Origin of the sequence: Limnohabitans sp. JirII-31, from assembly GCF_002778315.1 — a bacterium.
In the GTDB taxonomy this organism is placed as follows: Bacteria; Pseudomonadota; Gammaproteobacteria; order Burkholderiales; family Burkholderiaceae_C; genus Limnohabitans.
Genome location: NZ_NESA01000003.1, coordinates 28,647 through 44,382 on the forward strand (window position 1 = coordinate 28,647; position 15,736 = coordinate 44,382).

General features: G+C 58.4%; 17 protein-coding genes. 9 read left to right on the forward strand and 8 right to left on the reverse strand.

Annotated elements, in window-relative coordinates:
• Positions 1 to 185: 185 nt before the first annotated feature.
• The 6 genes from B9Z41_RS05205 to B9Z41_RS05230 form a co-directional block, all read right to left on the reverse strand.
• Complete coding sequence (locus B9Z41_RS05205; RefSeq protein WP_100145879.1) at positions 186 to 761, reverse strand: GIY-YIG nuclease family protein; 576 nt, start codon at positions 759 to 761, stop codon at positions 186 to 188.
• A 265-nt stretch (positions 762 to 1,026) separates the two neighbouring features.
• Positions 1,027 to 1,470: a cyanase gene (cynS, locus tag B9Z41_RS05210; RefSeq protein ID WP_100145881.1), complete on the reverse strand. Its 444-nt coding sequence runs from the start codon at positions 1,468 to 1,470 to the stop codon at positions 1,027 to 1,029.
• A gap of 38 nt (positions 1,471 to 1,508) precedes the next feature.
• Positions 1,509 to 2,312 carry an ABC transporter ATP-binding protein gene (locus tag B9Z41_RS05215; protein ID WP_100145883.1) on the reverse strand — a complete coding sequence of 268 codons (804 nt, stop codon included), beginning with the start codon at positions 2,310 to 2,312 and terminating at the stop codon, positions 1,509 to 1,511.
• A 21-nt stretch (positions 2,313 to 2,333) separates the two neighbouring features.
• Positions 2,334 to 3,197, reverse strand: a complete 864-nt coding sequence (locus B9Z41_RS05220) for an ABC transporter permease (RefSeq protein ID WP_100145885.1) — start codon at positions 3,195 to 3,197, stop codon at positions 2,334 to 2,336.
• A 6-nt stretch (positions 3,198 to 3,203) separates the two neighbouring features.
• Entirely contained in the window at positions 3,204 to 4,586 is a 1,383-nt protein-coding gene (locus B9Z41_RS05225) for a CmpA/NrtA family ABC transporter substrate-binding protein (RefSeq protein ID WP_100145887.1), read from the reverse strand.
• Positions 4,587 to 4,743: 157 nt separating this feature from the next.
• Positions 4,744 to 5,964, reverse strand: coding sequence for a polyhydroxyalkanoate depolymerase (locus B9Z41_RS05230; protein ID WP_100145889.1), 1,221 nt, complete (start codon positions 5,962 to 5,964; stop codon positions 4,744 to 4,746).
• A 120-nt stretch (positions 5,965 to 6,084) separates the two neighbouring features.
• Between B9Z41_RS05230 and B9Z41_RS05235 the strand changes: the two genes are divergently transcribed.
• The 5 genes from B9Z41_RS05235 (at position 6,085) to B9Z41_RS05255 (ending at position 8,824) form a co-directional block, all read left to right on the forward strand.
• Positions 6,085 to 6,741, forward strand: coding sequence for a glutathione S-transferase family protein (locus B9Z41_RS05235; protein ID WP_100145891.1), 657 nt, complete (start codon positions 6,085 to 6,087; stop codon positions 6,739 to 6,741).
• A gap of 2 nt (positions 6,742 to 6,743) precedes the next feature.
• Complete coding sequence (locus B9Z41_RS05240) at positions 6,744 to 7,178, forward strand: cupin domain-containing protein (protein WP_100145893.1); 435 nt, start codon at positions 6,744 to 6,746, stop codon at positions 7,176 to 7,178.
• A gap of 83 nt (positions 7,179 to 7,261) precedes the next feature.
• Positions 7,262 to 7,798, forward strand: a complete 537-nt coding sequence (locus B9Z41_RS05245) for an AAA family ATPase (RefSeq protein WP_100146229.1) — start codon at positions 7,262 to 7,264, stop codon at positions 7,796 to 7,798.
• Entirely contained in the window at positions 7,795 to 8,001 is a 207-nt protein-coding gene (locus B9Z41_RS05250; RefSeq protein ID WP_100145895.1) for a hypothetical protein, read from the forward strand. Before B9Z41_RS05245 ends, B9Z41_RS05250 begins: the two co-directional genes overlap by 4 nt.
• A 28-nt stretch (positions 8,002 to 8,029) precedes the next feature.
• A complete protein-coding gene (locus tag B9Z41_RS05255; protein WP_100145897.1) occupies positions 8,030 to 8,824 on the forward strand; it encodes a 2OG-Fe dioxygenase family protein in 795 nt (264 codons plus the stop codon).
• Here B9Z41_RS05255 and B9Z41_RS05260 read toward each other — a convergent pair.
• Complete coding sequence (locus tag B9Z41_RS05260) at positions 8,799 to 10,271, reverse strand: RNB domain-containing ribonuclease (protein WP_100146230.1); 1,473 nt, start codon at positions 10,269 to 10,271, stop codon at positions 8,799 to 8,801. The two genes, B9Z41_RS05255 and B9Z41_RS05260, sit on opposite strands and share 26 nt — an antisense overlap.
• Positions 10,272 to 10,316: 45 nt before the next feature.
• Between B9Z41_RS05260 and B9Z41_RS05265 the strand changes: the two genes are divergently transcribed.
• From B9Z41_RS05265 to purT, 4 genes are all read left to right on the forward strand, one after another.
• Positions 10,317 to 11,549: an efflux RND transporter periplasmic adaptor subunit gene (locus B9Z41_RS05265; protein ID WP_100145899.1), complete on the forward strand. Its 1,233-nt coding sequence runs from the start codon at positions 10,317 to 10,319 to the stop codon at positions 11,547 to 11,549.
• Positions 11,546 to 12,814, forward strand: a complete 1,269-nt coding sequence (locus B9Z41_RS05270; protein ID WP_233202537.1) for an FtsX-like permease family protein — start codon at positions 11,546 to 11,548, stop codon at positions 12,812 to 12,814. The genes B9Z41_RS05265 and B9Z41_RS05270 overlap by 4 nt, the downstream gene beginning before the upstream one ends.
• Positions 12,807 to 13,508 carry an ABC transporter ATP-binding protein gene (locus B9Z41_RS05275; protein ID WP_100145901.1) on the forward strand — a complete coding sequence of 234 codons (702 nt, stop codon included), beginning with the start codon at positions 12,807 to 12,809 and terminating at the stop codon, positions 13,506 to 13,508. The genes B9Z41_RS05270 and B9Z41_RS05275 overlap by 8 nt, the downstream gene beginning before the upstream one ends.
• A gap of 74 nt (positions 13,509 to 13,582) precedes the next feature.
• Positions 13,583 to 14,728: a formate-dependent phosphoribosylglycinamide formyltransferase gene (gene purT / locus B9Z41_RS05280; RefSeq protein WP_100145903.1), complete on the forward strand. Its 1,146-nt coding sequence runs from the start codon at positions 13,583 to 13,585 to the stop codon at positions 14,726 to 14,728.
• An 18-nt stretch (positions 14,729 to 14,746) separates the two neighbouring features.
• Here purT and B9Z41_RS05285 read toward each other — a convergent pair whose 3' ends face one another.
• On the reverse strand, positions 14,747 to 15,727 hold the full coding sequence (locus B9Z41_RS05285) for a tripartite tricarboxylate transporter substrate binding protein (protein ID WP_158236141.1): 981 nt from the start codon (positions 15,725 to 15,727) through the stop codon (positions 14,747 to 14,749).
• Positions 15,728 to 15,736 lie beyond the last annotated feature (9 nt).

Below are 15,736 nucleotides of genomic sequence, written 5' to 3' on the forward strand. Positions count from 1 at the left end.
CGTATGGGTTGATCCACGCAATGGGGGTTAGGGGTTGAGGGGCTTGGTGGGCGGGAAGGATGATTAGCGGTTTAGGCTGTGAGCAGCCGCACGGTCATGATTGGTGGCATGCAGAAATCGACCCAGACTAGAAATTGCCGCTAAGAAAAAGCTGGTCTTCAACTGGTGAAGCGTTTGCTGTAGTTTTATTCGCCTTTTGCAACATGCTTTCGACTGACCGTGCGTTCTAGCCGCCCTTCCTTCATCAGAAGTCCAATCACGCTATAGCTCAGGTAGTCTTTTGAGCCACCGCCATAGTCAGATTGGAGTCCCAGGTATTTTGCCGCGTCGGAATTTGAGATGCCTGTCGGATTAGCCTTTGCAAGCTCCATGACAGCTGATTTCATCAGACCCAAGGCCATCTGCGCTTTTTCGTAGCAACCATCGGGAATGTTGGCTCTGACGCGATGCTTGATATTTTCCGGATTAGGTCGAACCTTGTTGGTCAGCAAGCCACCCTGTGATCGGATACCAAATGCAGAAATCAATTCGGCTTCGATCTTGAGCGCCTGTTGCTCAGTCAAGTTATCAGCAACGATCGTATGGATGACGCTGTATCCCACCTCCTTGATTTGCTTAATAAGTTGGCCTTTCTCAGATTCATCGACATTCGCCTGATGCTCCCAAGCACGATTGCCGGTGCCTTTACCGATATAGAAGGGCTTGGCAGGTTTATCCCTAGGATCTTTCAGTGCATAAACGTAGAAAGGATTTTGGGCCATGTCGAAGTAGATCTGTCAAAAGATGTGATAAGGGGCGTTTATCCTTTGGCATCGTAGCACTGCGACCGGTATCGGACGGGTTGCTGCATGACTGCTTCTGGCCGAGGTATGCCGCCAGTATGCGCGAGCCGATGACGGCTCTCGATGCAAAACAGCAACACCCGTGTTGAACTCAAAGTCATCCCCACCGCACATCACACTCGCCATGCCTTGATGAAACGCGGCGACACCCGCCGCGCTCCCAACAACTCAAAAACTCAACAACTCAATAAGTTTTATAAGGCAAAAACTTGCCCGACAACACCACGTTCACACGGTCGCCTTTGGGATCAGCAGTGCGTTGGATGTCCATTGAGAAATCGATGGCGCTCATGATGCCGTCACCAAACTCTTCGTGGATCAACTCTTTGATGGTGGTGCCGTACACGCTGACGATTTCGTACCAGCGGTAAATCAGTGGGTCGGTGGGCACGGGTGTGGGCAGCGAGCCTTTGTAGGGCACCACTTGCAACCACTTTTGTTCTTCGGCGTTGAGGCCAAAGATCTTGCCAATGATTTTGGCTTGCTTGGCATCGAGCGTCATCTGGCCCAGGCAGGCAGCCGTGGTCCACTCTTTGGACAGGCCCACTTTTTGGGCCACGTCTTCCCATTTGATGCCTTTGGAGACCTTGACGGTCATGATTTTTTCGGTGATGTCGTTGCGGTTCATAAAAAGCTCCTCTTAGGTAAGTACAGAAAAAAAACAGATCAATGGGCGGGGCCCACATGGGCGCGTGCCACCAAAAAGTCGACGATGTGGTTGCGCAGCTCGTAATAGCCAGGCAAGTGGTGCAGGCCGGCACGGGTGCGGTCGCGTGGCAAGGGGTTGGTGACCGATTCAGAAATACCGCCCGGCACATAGCCGTTGGGAGTGTCGCTGCCGTTGTGCATGAGCAAGATGCGGTCGGCCAACAAACAGGCCTCGTCCACGTCGTGGGTGATCATGAACACGGTTTGCTGCGTCTCACGCACGATGGTCATGAGCTCGTCTTGGATGGTGCCGCGCGTGAGCGCGTCCAAGGCACCAAAGGGCTCGTCGAGCAGCAGCATGCGCGGCTGGATGGCAAAGGCACGTGCAATGCCCACGCGCTGCTTCATGCCGCCCGAGAGCTGAGAGGGCTTTTGGTCGATGGCGTGGCGCAAGCCCACGAGTTCGACAAACTTTTCCACATGCACATTGACCTTGGGGGCTTTCCATTCGGGCCAGCGCGATTTCACTGCAAAGGCAATGTTTTTGCGCACCGTCAGCCAGGGCATGAGGGCGTGGCTTTGAAACACCACGCCTCGGTCCAGGCTGGGGCCCACCACCTCGCGGTTGTTCATGTACACGTGGCCGCCGCTGGCTTGGTCCAAACCTGCCAACACGTTCAAGATGGTGGTCTTGCCACAGCCCGAGTGGCCGATGATGCAGACAAATTCACCTTGCGCGATGTTGAACGACACGTCGGCAAACACCGGTCGGTCGGCGACAAAGCGCTTTTCGAGTTGTTCAATTTTCAGAAAGTCTTGCACAGGGGTTTCTTTCGCTGGGGGTTATTCCACATAGGTGACGGCTTGCTGCAAGCGTGCAAAGGCCATGTCGAGCAACATGCCCACGATGCCGATGACACCAATGGCAAAGATGACGTTGGTGAGCGACAGGTTGTTCCACTCGTTCCAAACAAAGTAGCCAATGCCAGTGCCACCCACCAGCATCTCGGCGGCGACGATAACCAGCCACGCAATGCCCATGGAGATGCGCATGCCCGTCAATATGGTGGGCGCAGCGGCGGGCAAGATGACGCACCAAGCACGGCGCAAGGGCGACACCTCCAGCGTGGCCGACACGTTGAGCCACTCACGCTTGACCGAGGCCACACCAAAGGCGGTGTTGATGAGCATGGGCCAGACCGAGCAGATGAAGATCACAAAGATGCCGCTGATGGACGAGTCTTTGATGGTGTACAGCGCCAACGGCATCCACGCCAAAGGGCTGATGGGCTTGAGCACTTGGATGAATGGGTCAAAGGCCAAGCGCAACAGCGGCGACATGCCAATCACAAAACCCAGCGGCACCGCCACCAAGGCCGCCAGCACAAACCCCAGGCCCACACGGCCCAAAGAATGGGCCAGTTGGATGAGGATGCCTTTGTCGTTGGGGCCGTTGTCGTACACCGGGTCAGACACATGTTTCCAAATGGTCTCGCCCATTTGCGTGAGCGTGGGAAAGCCATTGGTCTTGGTGCTGCCCGGGTCTTTGCCCATCATCTTGAGGTACTCCGCCTGTTCGGCGGTCATGCCCGCAGGGTTTTGGCCGGGGCCCACTTTGCGTTCCATGGTGGCGAGTGACCACACGCCCAGACACAACAAGAAGATGAGCACCGAGATGAGTCGGGCTTTGAAGTTGAGCGAATTCATGCGCGGTCAACCCATCTTCGAGATGGCAAAGCTCTTGACGTAGTCATCGGGCTTGGCCGGGTCAAACTCTTTGCCCATGACCTTGAACTTTTTGTACGCGCCTTCGGGCGGCTTGAAGCCCACCAGTGCCATTTGCTTTTTGGCCTCGGTCAACAAGAACACCTTTTCGGCAATTTGCTTGTAGTTCACATCGCCTTTGATGTAGCCCCAGCGCTTCATTTGCGTGAGCATCCACACCGCCATGCTCTGCCAGGGGATGGGGTCGAAGTTGGCGCGGTCGGGCACGTTTTTGATGTTGCCCAGGCCATCGGCAAACTTGCCGGTCAACACCTGCATCAACACCGCCTCGGGTTGGTTGAGGTATTGGGTGGGTGCGATCACGCGGGCAATCAACTCGCGGTCTTTGGCTTGGCTGGCCATGAAGCTGGCGGTCAGCACCGAGCGGTAGAGCGCGGCAAAGGTGTTGGGGTTTTGTTGGATGAAGGCGTCGCTCACCCCAAAGGCGCAGCAAGGGTGACCGTCCCAAATTTCTTTGGACAAGATATGAATGAAGCCCACCTCGTCGTACACCGCGCGCTGGTTGAATGGGTCGGGGCCCAAGAAGCCGTCGATGTTGCCTGCGCGCAAGTTGGCCACCATCTCGGGTGGTGGGGTGACACGGATTTGCACATCGGTGTCGGGGTTCAAACCGTTTTCTGCCAGGTAGTAGCGCAGCAAGAAGTTGTGCATGCTGTACTCAAAGGGCACGGCAAATTTGAAGCCTTTCCAGCTCTTGGGGTCGCGTTTGTCTTTGTGCTTGACGTGCAAGGTGATGGCCTGGCCGTTGGTGTTTTGAATGCTGGCCACATTCATGGGCATTTGCGTGCTGCCCAGGCCCATGCTCATGGCCAAAGGCATGGGCGACAAAAAGTGGCTGGCATCGTGCTCTTTGTTGATCATCTTGTCGCGGATCAAGGCCCAACCCGCGGTTTTGTTGAGCTGCACATTGAGGCCTTCTTTTTTGTAAAAGCCCAAGGGCTCGGCCATGATCAAGGGGCTGGCACAGGTGATGGCAATGAAGCCCACCTTGAGGTCTTTCTTTTCGAGTGCGCCTTTGTCTTGGGCCATGGCCTGCAAAGCGCCCAGTGGTAATACCGAGGCAATGGCCGCGCGTGCGGTGTTGGCCCCCACCGCTTTCAAGAAGCCACGACGCACACCGTCCACCGGAAACAAGGCCTTGACCAAGGCCGCTTCCATGAATTGACGCCCGGCCTCTTCCACCGAACTGGCCACTTGAATGTGCTGGTTGGGCGCGTGGTCTTGGCCACAGGCACAACGCATGAGCAAGGGACGCTCTGCGTTGTAGGGCTCGTAAGCGCTGGAAGATGTGTCGTCAGGCAAATGGGACATGGGGCACCTCAAAGTTGATGTACCTCTGATATGCAAGCCCCGCGCCAGAAAAATGTAAGCTTCGCGCACTGCCATAGCGCATGAAAGCGCACTTCACGCACCATGTCACGCGTTTTGCGCACCAGACACAAGCGGGCGCGCCTCGTCGTGGTGAATGTCAGCCTTGTGCCGACTGAATCATGTTGCGCAACACCGGGTAGATTTGCGCGTCCCAGCGCTTGCCGCTGAACACCCCATAGTGGCCCACACCGGCTTGCAGATGGTGCGTCTTGCGGTAAGCCGGCAGCATGGCGCACAGGTCTTGTGCCGCCAAGGTTTGGCCTTGACCACAAATGTCGTCACGCTCGCCTTCGACGGTGAGCAGAAAAGTTTTACGAATGGCCCCCAGCTCCAGCGCACGTCCACGGTAGGTCAATTCGCCCTTGGGCAACAGGTGGTCTTGGAACACATGCTTGACCGTTTCTAAATAGAACGGACCCGAGAGATCCATGATGGCGAAGTACTCTTGGTAGAAGTCGCGGATGACATCGGCTTTTTCATGGTCGCCATTCAAGCGGTGCTCGTACAAGGTGGCAAACGATTGACGGTGGCGGCTGAGGTTCATGTTCAAAAACGCCATGAGCTGGATGAAGCCCGGGTACACACGCCGCCCCACCCCCTTGAACTGCAAGGGCACCATGCCAATCAGATTTTTTTCAAACCATTCAATGGGTTTTTCTTTGGCCAGGTCGTTGACCTTGGTGGGGTTGATGCGGGTGTCGATGGGCCCGGCCATCAGCGTCAGGCTGGCGGGCTGGCATTCGTGGCGATCTTGCGCCATCAAGGCGGTGGCGGCCAAGCACGCCACAGTGGGTTGGCACACGCCCATCAGGTGCGCGTTAGGCCCCAGGTGCTGCATGAACCAGATGATGTGTTCGATGTATTCGTCCAGACCGAACTCGCCCTCGCTCATGGGAATGTCGCGGATGTTGCGCCAGTCGGTCAGGTACACCTCGTGGTCTTGCACCAAGGTTTGCACAGTGCCGCGCAACAAGGTGGCAAAGTGGCCCGACATGGGTGCCACCAACAGCAGCTTGGGCAAGTCGTGTTGGTCTTCGCGCTTGAAGCGCATGAGGTCGCAAAACGGCGTGCCATACACCCGCTCTTCTTGAATGGCGTGTGTCTGCCCTTGCAGGTCTTGGACGGGCAAGATGTTGTAGTTGGGGCGGGCGTGGGTGAAGCCCATCAAGGCAATTTGTTCATAGTACGCGGTCATGCGCTGCAAGGGCGTGGCGGGCTTGCCATCGAACCACTTCATGCTGATCTCGCGTGCTTGCGCAGCGAACTGGCGCACGGGGTCGGCCAGGTTGGCCGCCATCTGGTAGTTGTGATAGATCATGTATCGCAGGCTGCTGCCTCTTGCTGTGTGTATGCATCAACCAAGTGCAAGAGCCGTGCCACTGGTGGCATATTTATTGCGAACGTGATGTCACTTTGGCAACTTTACCGATTGGCATTCATGGCTAAGACCACGCTCACCATCAGCAGCAAGAACTACTCGTCTTGGTCTTTGCGAGGCTGGCTGATGGTCAAGCTCGCAGGCATTCCCTTCTCGGAAGTGCCCGTGGCCACTGACAACGTGGACGCACGCGCCGAGTTGCTGTTGCTCTCGCCCTCGATCTTGGTTCCTTGCTTGAACCACGGCAACGCGAAGGTGTGGGACACCTTGGCGATTGGCGAATACCTCAACGAGATCGCACCAAAAGCAGGCCTGCTGCCAACCAACGCGGTGCACCGTGCACATTGCCGGTCCATTTGCGGCGAGATGCATTCGGGCTTTTCTGCACTGCGTGCCTCGCTGCCCATGAACATCAAAGCACACTTCAAAAACTTCAAGGTGTGGTCCAAAGCGCAGCTCGACATGGACCGCGTGTTCTTCATCTGGCGTGACTGTTTGAGCACCTACAAAGGCCCTTACCTGTTCGGCAAAAAACCCACACTGGCCGACGCCATGTTTGCGCCCGTGGTGATGCGCTTCAAGACCTATGGCATTGCACTCGACCCGGTGTGCCAACGTTATTGCGACCAAATTTTGTCAATGCCAGAGATCAAGGAGTGGATGGCAGCCGCAATTGCCGAGCCAGACGACATCGAAGAACTTGAAGTGGAGTTTTAACCATGAGCACGACCCTCGCCTACGACAGCCAGACCGATTTTTCGCACATCAAACCCAACGACACGCAGTTCTTGCCCGGGGGCCTGCGTGACTTTTTTGTGTACCGCGACCTCGGTGTGGCCAAAGCCACCCACGGTAAGGTCATTGCCCATATTGCCAAAGCCAATATGCCGCCCGAAAACGGCACCGGCTGGCACTACCACGTGGCAGAGTTTCAAATTGTCATCATGCTCAAAGGCTGGGCCCGCTTCATGTACGGTGACCAACCCACCTTGGTGTCAGCAGGCGACTGCGTGCACCAAAAGCCAGGCATCGTGCACTACCTGTTCGACTACTCGCCCGACATGGAGTACCTGGAAATTGTGGGTCCGGCAGACTTTGAGTCGGTGCCCGTTGAAGGGCCGTGTGAGGTGCCGGGTGTGACGCCTTGGAAATAAAAAATCATATTGTTTGTTGTGACCCAAGTAGGGCTGTTTCATGGTTTGCTGAGATGAACAGCCCACTAGCGCGCCATGCCAAAATGGATGAATGGTCATCCACGATTCCAAAAAAAATCATCATCATTGCGGGTCCTAATGGCGCGGGCAAGACCACATTTGCACGCAACTTTCTTCCTGCTGAAGCCCAAACACTGAGGTTTATAAATGCCGATCTGATTGCGGCAGGACTGGCTCCATTCAATCCTGAATCAGCAGCACTCAAGGCGGGTCGCTTGATGCTGGAAGAGATTGATGAGTGTGTGTTGGCAGGCAAAAGCTTTGCCTTTGAAACCACTCTCTCAGGCCTGACCTACCTCAACAAAGTTGCTATTTGGCGGCAACTGGGGTTTCAGGTGAAGCTTTGGTTTTTGTCTTTACCAACAGCGGAAATCGCTGTGTCCAGAGTGGCCAACCGTGTTGCTCAAGGGGGCCATCACATCCCCGAAGACGTGATTCGTCGGCGTTTCAAGTCTGGGCTTGACAACTTTCACAACAGATATAGTCGTGCTGTTGACTCATGGGCGTTTTACGACAACTCTGGCATTGAGCCTCAACTGATTGACTGGAGCCCCCAATGAACACCAAAGACATTCGTACCTCCACAGACCCAGATTTAGCTGGCTCCTACGCTGCCATGCAACGTGCTGCACGCGCTGCACAAGACGTGGCCATCAAGACCGACACCAGCATCGTTGTATCCATCAACGGCAAAGATGTGCGCATTACCGCTGCCGAGTTGATCAAAATGCGCGCGCAAGAGAAGCAGCGACATCCGCACTGAATCTGCCGATTGGTAGGATGGCCCCAACATGACACCTGTTGACATCCTCCCCCAAGCCTCTCCCCTGCCGCAATTGGCACAACAACTCAAGACCACGGGCTATGCTATTTTGAGCGCCGCCAGTGTGTGTGCCTGGGCACACTGCACCTTGGACGAGTTGAATGCGATCGCCCAAAGCTGGCACGGCATGCCAGCAGACCCGTATTTGAAAGATGGTGGGCGTTATCGCAAACGCCGGCACGCGTCTTTCACGTTTGCGCACGATGTGGTGTCGCCAGTCGCGCACCGTGCGCACTGGCAACCCCTGACCTACAACGCCTTGCATGGCGGTATGACGCGCTGGTTTGAACCCATGCCCGCCGAGGTGGCTACCTCAGCCCCCTGGCTGCGGTTGCTGCGTGCTTTTGCACAGACGGCGATTCAATTGCACGCCGACAACACGGCGGCCCACACGCCGCCCGTGCAATGCATTGAGGCACATCAGTTTCGCATCGACACCACCGATGGCATTGGCCGCCCCACCCCCGAAGGCGCACACCGCGACGGGGTGGATTTGGTGGGCGTGTTCATGCTGCACCGACAAGACATCAAGGGGGGTGAGACCCGCGTGTTTGACGCGCGTGGCACCACAGGCGAACGCTTCACCTTGCAAGAGCCCTGGTCGTTGCTGCTGCTCGACGACGCACGGGTGATTCACGAAACCACGCCGATTCAACCCACCCAGGCAGGCGGCTACCGCGACACGCTGGTGCTCACCGCCAAGCAAGACACGTTTCTGGAAGAAGCTAAGACTGCGGTCAACGCACCGTCGCAAAGTCAATGAAGCCTTGTTCCACGTTGGTGTGGGTCAGCTTCACGCGCAGGAACTCGCCCACATCGTGATCGTGGGTGTAAGAGGTGAGCATGCCCTCCACCGGCGGCGTGAACACGCGCACCCAGGTGCCGCTGGGGGTTTTGCCCGTGACCACGGCTTCAAACACCTGACCGATGTGTCCAGCCAGCATCAAGGCGGCTTCTGATTTGCGCATGCGCCGCTCCACCTTGCGTGCGGCGTCTTCTTGGCGCGTGCAATGCAAGGCCAAGGCTTCCAACTCGGCGGTGTTGTAAGGCGCAGGGGTGTGCATCAACAAGCTCTTGAGCATGCGTTGTGTCACCAAGTCTGGGTAGCGACGGTTGGGCGCGGTGGAGTGGGTGTAGTCGCGCACCGACAGGCCAAAGTGGCCAATGGCCTCGCTCTTGGGGTGCTCCACCACGTATTCGCCCGAGCCCATGAGTTTGACGATGACCAAAGACAAATCCGGAAAACGCACCGGATCAGCCCGGTGGCGTTTGGCCAAAAACTTTTCCAGCGCCGCCGAGTCAGGGTCGGCGGGCAAGTGTTCGTTGTAGGTGGCCGCCAAAGCCACGATGCGTTGCCAACGCTCTGGCGAGCGCACCACCCGACGCAGCGATGCATGGCCGTGCTCAGCCAAGAAGTGTGCCGTGCAGGTGTTGGCGGCAATCATGAATTCTTCAATCAATTGACGGGCGCGGTTTTGCACTTGCTGGCGAATGGCCACCACGCGCTCACCTTCAAACACGGCATGGGGTTGCAGGGTTTCAAATTCCAACGAGCCCTGCGCGTGTCTGCGTTCGCGCAGCAACTGGGCCACGCTGTCTTGCAAGTGCAATTGCGCATCCATACCCGCCACCAGTTGGGCAGCTTCGGGCAGATCGGCATCGCCTTCGATCCAGTCGGACACCGCGTCATAAGCCAGTTTGGCTTTGTTGTGCACCTTGGCGCGGTAGAGCTTGTGGTAGGTGATCTCAGCATCGCGGTTGATGCCCATCTCCACCACCACAGCCAAACGCTCCTCGTGGGGATTGAGCGACGTGAGGTCGGTGCACAAGCGCTCGGGCAGCATGGGAAACACACGCGTCGAGGTGTAGACCGAGGTGGTGTTGTGTTTGGCGTGGGCATCTAGAGCCGAGCCTTTGGGCACCAACACATCCACATCGGCCACCGCCACATAAATTTGGGTGTCGCCATTGGGCAGCGAATCGGCCACGGTGAGTTGATCGAGGTCACGCGAGTCGTCGTTGTCGATGGAGCACCAGGCCAGTGCCGTCATGTCGACAACGCGGGGGTCTGGGTCTTGCCCAGCATGTGTCAGCGTCTGCAACTCACGCAAGACAGAAGCAGAAAACTCAGGCTCCAAGCCACGCTCGACCATGGCTTGACCGGCGATGTAAGACAGCTGAGAACGACCCGGGAAATGTTTGGAATTCATGATGCGAATGTAGCGCCTGAGCACGGGCGTATCATGGTCTTTACCATGCAACTACTCCAAAACTTGCGCTCTTACCGATTTCAAATTGTTGTGGGACTGGCGCTGTTAGCTGTGGCCCTGTGGGGTGGCCAGCGCTGGCTCTTGGGACCTAAGACGCCCGTGGTAGTGGTGGTGCAGCGCGACTTTGTACAAACCGTGGTGGCCAGTGGCCGCATTGAGAGTCCACACCGCGTCGAGCTGGGTGTGCAAATCACCGGCACCGTCAAAGCCGTGCCGGTGAACGAAGGCCAAAGCGTGCAGGCAGCGCAAACTTTGATTGAGCTGGAAGACGCTGAGCTGGTTGCCAGCGTTCGACAAGCCGAGCTGGCGGTGACGCAAGCGCAAGCCAAGCTGCGCCAACTGCGCGAAGTGCAAGCGCCGTTGGCTGAACAGGCCATGCATCAGGCACAGGTGAACCAAGATGCCGCCACACGTGCCTTGCAACGCACACAAGATTTGTTTGACAAAGGTTTCATTGGCCAAGCCGCCTTGGACGAGTCTGCACGCGCCGAGCAGGTGATGCGCTCGCAGCTCAAAAGCACACAGCAACAACTCAACAGCGCACGCGCGGGCGGCAGTGACATGGCAGTGGCCGAGTCCGCCTTGTCACAAGCGCAAGCAGGCGCAGAGCTGGCACGGGCCCGTTTGCGTTACAGCAAGGTACTCGCACCCGTAGCCGGCAGCTTGATTGCGCGCAATGTCGAGCCTGGCGACGCGGTACAACCCGGCAAAGTGCTGATGGTGCTGTCACCCGCCGGCGAAACACAGCTGGTGGTGCAAATTGACGAGAAGCACTTGAATTTGTTGAAGATAGGGCAAACGGCCCAAGTTTCAGCCGATGCCTACCCAGACCAACGCTTCACGGCGGAGCTGGTGTACATCAACCCGGGCGTGGATGCACAACGCGGGTCGGTAGAGGTCAAACTGCACGTCACACAAGCCCCGGCTTATTTGCGACAGGACATGACGGTGTCGGTGGACATTGAAGTGGCCCAACGCAGCCAGGCGGTGTTGGTGCCCACAGAGGCCGTACACGACCTCGACACCAACGCCCCTTGGGTGCTGAAGGTGGTCAAAGGACAAGCGGTTCGCAGCCCCATCCTGCTGGGCTTGCGCAGCCAGGGCTTGAGTGAGGTGCGCGAAGGGCTGGCAGCCGGTGACCAAGTGTTGGCCACCGCCACCCTTGCGGTCAACGACAAAGCCCGGGTACGGCCCGTCTCAACCCTTGTGGCGAAATGAGTGCAGACACGCGCTCGCTAAACCCAGCCGTTGTGCTGCCCCGCTGGATGCCGTTTGAATGGTTGGTGGCCTTGCGCTTTTTGCGTGAAGGCCGGGTGCAAACCGCGTTCATCATTGGTGGTGTGGCCATTGGGGTGGGCGTGATTGTGTTCATGTCGGCTTTGCTCAGCGGCTTGCAAGCCAACTTCGTCAAGCGTGTGTTGACAGGTCAAGCCCACATCCAGTTGCTGCCGCCCAAAGAAGTGGCCCGTGCCCTGCGCGGTGCAGACCCACAGACCATTGAGGGCAGCATCGTGCAATCGCCTTTGCAGCGACTCAAAAGCATTGATCAATGGCAAAGTGTGTCGGCACAAATCAAGGCCCTGCCTGAAGTGAACGTGGTGTCGCCCGCGGTGAATGGCTCAGCCTTGGTGGTGCGCGGTGACGCCAGCCGCGCCATCAGCGTGATAGGCATGGAGCCAGAGCTGTACTTTCGGATCGTGCCCATGCCAGAAAAAATAGTCCGTGGCAGCGCACGCGTGACGGTCAACGACATCTTGATTGGCACCGAACTCGCCAGCGACTTGGGCGTGTCGGTGGGCGACAAGCTCAGAGTCACCGCCGCCAGTGGCAGCGCCAACACACTCACCATCACCGGCATTTTTGATTTGGGCAACAAAGGGGCCAACGCCCGCACCACCCTCATGGCGCTGCGCTCTGCCCAAAGCCTGCTGGGTTTGCCAGGCGGCGTGTCGGCGCTGGATGTGACCGTGCATGACGTGTACGCTGCCGAGGTGGTGGCACGCCACATCACGGCGCTCACGGGCGTGCAAGCCGACAGCTGGATCAAAACCAACGAACAGTTCTTCACCGCGGTGAGCGCACAAACCACGGCCAACACCGCCATTCGGGTGTTTGTGGGGCTGTCGGTGGCCTTTGGCATTGCCAGCGTGCTGGTGGTGTCGGTGGTGCAAAAGTCGCGCGAGATCGGCATCTTGCGTGCCATGGGCATCACACGCGGACAAATCTTGCGCATCTTTTTGCTGCAAGGCGGCTTGCTGGGCTTGGGCGGCGCGGTGGTGGGTTCGCTGCTGGGCTCGCTCGGCATGGTGGTGTGGCAGCAAGTCCAACGCAACCCCGATGGCACGGTGATGTTTGCCGTCAGCTTGGAGCCGCTGATGTTTGCCACCGCCTTGTTGCTGGCCACCGTGACGGGGCTGCTGGCCTCGTTCGCACCCGCCATGCGCGCCGCGCGCCTAGACCCGGTGGTGGCCATCCGTGGATAAGGCCAGCGCATCGCCCGCCCCTCAGGTTGTGCAGCTGCGCGACGTGTGCAAATCGTTCAACGTGGGGCAGCCCAACGAGATTGAAATCTTGCATCACATTGACTTGTCGCTGGAGCGCGGTGAGTTTTGTGCCGTCATGGGCCCTTCGGGCTCGGGCAAAAGCACCTTGCTCAACATCATTGGCTTGTTGGATCGCCCGACCCAAGGCCAGCTGTCCATTGGCGGTGAAGAAACCACAGGCCTGGACGACCATGCACTGACGCGTTTGCGTGGTCACGCCATTGGTTTTGTCTTTCAACACCACCACCTGCTCAATGCCTTCACGGCCCAAGAGAACGTGATGATGCCCTTGCTGGGCGAGGCCGGTTTTGCAAACAGCCAGATCGAAGCGCGGGCTGCGGAGCTGCTGGACAAAGTGGGCTTGAGCGCCTGGGCCCACCAGCCTGCGGGCAGCTTGTCGGGCGGACAGCAGCAGCGCGTGGCCGTGGCACGTGCGCTGGCCATGAACCCGGCCCTGCTGTTGGCCGACGAGCCCACGGGCAACTTGGACAGCAAAAGCGCCGACGCGGTGTTTGACCTGCTGCGCCGCGTGAGCCAAGAGCAAGGCACCACGGTGCTCTTTGTCACCCACAACCCCGAGCTGGCCGCACGCTGCGACAAGACCATTCAGGTGGTGGACGGTCGGGTGGTCTGAGTCGTCTTCTGTATACGAGCGGTCTGGGGCTGCGGTCAATAATTACCTATTGATCTTTTCTTCAGACACGCACCATGAAAAAAATCCTCCTCCTTGGCTCGGGTGAACTCGGCAAAGAGTTTGTCATCAGCGCCAAACGCCTCGGCTGCTACGTGGTGGCCTGCGACAGTTACGCGGGCGCACCCGCCATGCAAGTGGCCGACGAGAGTTGCGTGTTCAACATGCTCGAAGAAGCGCCCTTGCGCGCCGCCATTGCGCAGCACCAGCCCGACTTGATCGTGCCTGAGATCGAGGCCATTCGTACCGAGGTGCTGCTGGAGGTGGAGCAAGAAGGCTTTGAAGTCATCCCCAGCGCACGCGCCGCCAACCTGACCATGAACCGCGACCGCATCCGCGACGTGGCCGTGGGTCTGGGCGTGCGTACCGCCAAGTTCAGCTATGCCGAGTCGGCCCAAGAATTGTTGGCGCAGGCTGAGGCGATTGGGTTTCCAGTGGTGATCAAGCCGGTGATGAGCTCATCGGGCAAAGGCCAAAGCGTGGCCAAGACGGCAGCGGACGTTGCAGCCAGCTGGGACTACGCCTGCCAAGGCATGCGCGGGGACCGCAAAAAAGTGATCGTCGAAGAATTCATCGCGTTTGACTTTGAAATCACCTTGCTGACCATTCGCCAACGCAGCGGCCCCACGCTGTTTTGCGCGCCCATTGGCCACGTGCAAGAGCGCGGTGACTACCAGTACAGCTGGCAGCCCCAGCCCATGGCCCCCGCCTACCTGAAAGCTGCCCAAGACATGGCCGAGAAGGTGACCTCTGACTTGGGCGGTGCAGGTTTGTTTGGCGTGGAGTTTTTTGTGACGAACAACGAGGTGATCTTCAGCGAGCTCAGCCCGCGTCCGCACGACACCGGCATGGTGACCTTGATCAGCCAAAACCTGAGCGAGTTCGACTTGCATGCGCGTGCCATTTTGGGCTTGCCCATTCCACAGATCGACACCGTGGAAGGTGCCAGCGCCGTGGTGCTGGCCACGCAAAACGGCACCGCGCCCACCTTCACGGGTGTGGCCGAGGCTTTGAGCGAACCCGGCGTGGATGTGCGTTTGTTCGGCAAGCCCACCACCCGCCCCTACCGCCGCATGGCGGTGGCGCTGGCCAAAAACAGCGACGCCTTGGCGCGTGCGCGGGCGGCTGCGGCCAAGATCACGGTGCACTGCACGCCGCAGTGAAGCACCGAGGGCCTGCGCTCAGTCCGCCTTGACTTTGGCTGTTTTGATGATGTGGGCCCACTTGTCGATGTCGTTCTTGACCGTGACCCCAAACGCAGCCGGTGTGCTGCCTTGCACGCCCATGCCCTGGTCGGCGTAGAGCTTGCGCACTTCGGGGTTGGCCAACAGCTTGCCAATCTCGGCGCTGAAGCGGTCCACCGCCACTTGCGGCGTGCCCGCCGGGGCCATCATGCCCACCCACGCGTCTTCGTTGAAGCCCGGCACCGCATCGGCCACCGGTGGCACGTTGGGCAAATGCGGATGGCGGGTGGCCGCACCCACGCCCAGGGCACGCACGCGGCCCGACTCGATGAAGGGCTTCATGGTGGCCAAGCCATCGATCATCAAATCCACCTGTCCGCTGATCACGTCGGTGCGTGCCACCGCACTCGACTTGTAGGGCACGTGGGTCATCTGACTGCCGGTCATGTACTTGAACTGCTCGGTCACCAGGTGGTAAATAGTGCCGCTGCCTGATGAGGCGTAGTTGAGCTTGCCTGGGTGTTGCTTGTCGTAGGCCAGCAGCTCTTGCGTGGTCTTGACGGGCAAGTTCGGGTTGACCACCAGCACCAGCGGCAACGAGGCCATGTAGGTGACGGGCACAAAGTCTTTCAAGGTCACGTAGCCCAAATTGGGCTGCAAGGTCTCGATGATGGCGTGGGTGTTGGAGATCATCACAAAGGTGTGGCCATCGGTGGGCACCCGGATGGCGGCACGCATGCCCAAGGCGCCGCCCGCACCGGGAATGTTTTCGAGCACCACTTGCTGGCCCAGGGCCTCGGCGAGTTTTTGTGAGATGGGTCGCATCACCGTGTCACCACCGCCACCTGCGGCAAAGGGCAAGATGACTTTGATGGGCTTGGTCGGCCAGGTTTGCGCGAAAGCGCTGCACGCCAACACGCTACTGCCCAACAGGCACAGCAGGCGACGCGTCAAGCGCAATGAGGAAATGGCTTTCATCGAGGGTCT

Excerpts from the sequence above, each read along its gene's own strand:
- B9Z41_RS05205 (WP_100145879.1), bottom strand. The coding sequence starts at position 761 with ATGGCCCAAAATCCTTTCTACGTTTATGCACTGAAAGATCCTAGGGAT.
- cynS (WP_100145881.1), bottom strand. The coding sequence starts at position 1,470 with ATGAACCGCAACGACATCACCGAAAAAATCATGACCGTCAAGGTCTCC.
- B9Z41_RS05220 (WP_100145885.1), bottom strand. The coding sequence starts at position 3,197 with ATGAATTCGCTCAACTTCAAAGCCCGACTCATCTCGGTGCTCATCTTC.
- B9Z41_RS05225 (WP_100145887.1), bottom strand. The coding sequence starts at position 4,586 with ATGTCCCATTTGCCTGACGACACATCTTCCAGCGCTTACGAGCCCTAC.
- B9Z41_RS05230 (WP_100145889.1), bottom strand. The coding sequence starts at position 5,964 with ATGATCTATCACAACTACCAGATGGCGGCCAACCTGGCCGACCCCGTG.
- B9Z41_RS05235 (WP_100145891.1), top strand. The coding sequence starts at position 6,085 with ATGGCTAAGACCACGCTCACCATCAGCAGCAAGAACTACTCGTCTTGG.
- B9Z41_RS05240 (WP_100145893.1), top strand. The coding sequence starts at position 6,744 with ATGAGCACGACCCTCGCCTACGACAGCCAGACCGATTTTTCGCACATC.
- B9Z41_RS05245 (WP_100146229.1), top strand. The coding sequence starts at position 7,262 with ATGGATGAATGGTCATCCACGATTCCAAAAAAAATCATCATCATTGCG.
- B9Z41_RS05250 (WP_100145895.1), top strand. The coding sequence starts at position 7,795 with ATGAACACCAAAGACATTCGTACCTCCACAGACCCAGATTTAGCTGGC.
- B9Z41_RS05255 (WP_100145897.1), top strand. The coding sequence starts at position 8,030 with ATGACACCTGTTGACATCCTCCCCCAAGCCTCTCCCCTGCCGCAATTG.
- B9Z41_RS05260 (WP_100146230.1), bottom strand. The coding sequence starts at position 10,271 with ATGAATTCCAAACATTTCCCGGGTCGTTCTCAGCTGTCTTACATCGCC.
- B9Z41_RS05265 (WP_100145899.1), top strand. The coding sequence starts at position 10,317 with ATGCAACTACTCCAAAACTTGCGCTCTTACCGATTTCAAATTGTTGTG.
- B9Z41_RS05270 (WP_233202537.1), top strand. The coding sequence starts at position 11,546 with ATGAGTGCAGACACGCGCTCGCTAAACCCAGCCGTTGTGCTGCCCCGC.
- purT (WP_100145903.1), top strand. The coding sequence starts at position 13,583 with ATGAAAAAAATCCTCCTCCTTGGCTCGGGTGAACTCGGCAAAGAGTTT.
- B9Z41_RS05285 (WP_158236141.1), bottom strand. The coding sequence starts at position 15,727 with ATGAAAGCCATTTCCTCATTGCGCTTGACGCGTCGCCTGCTGTGCCTG.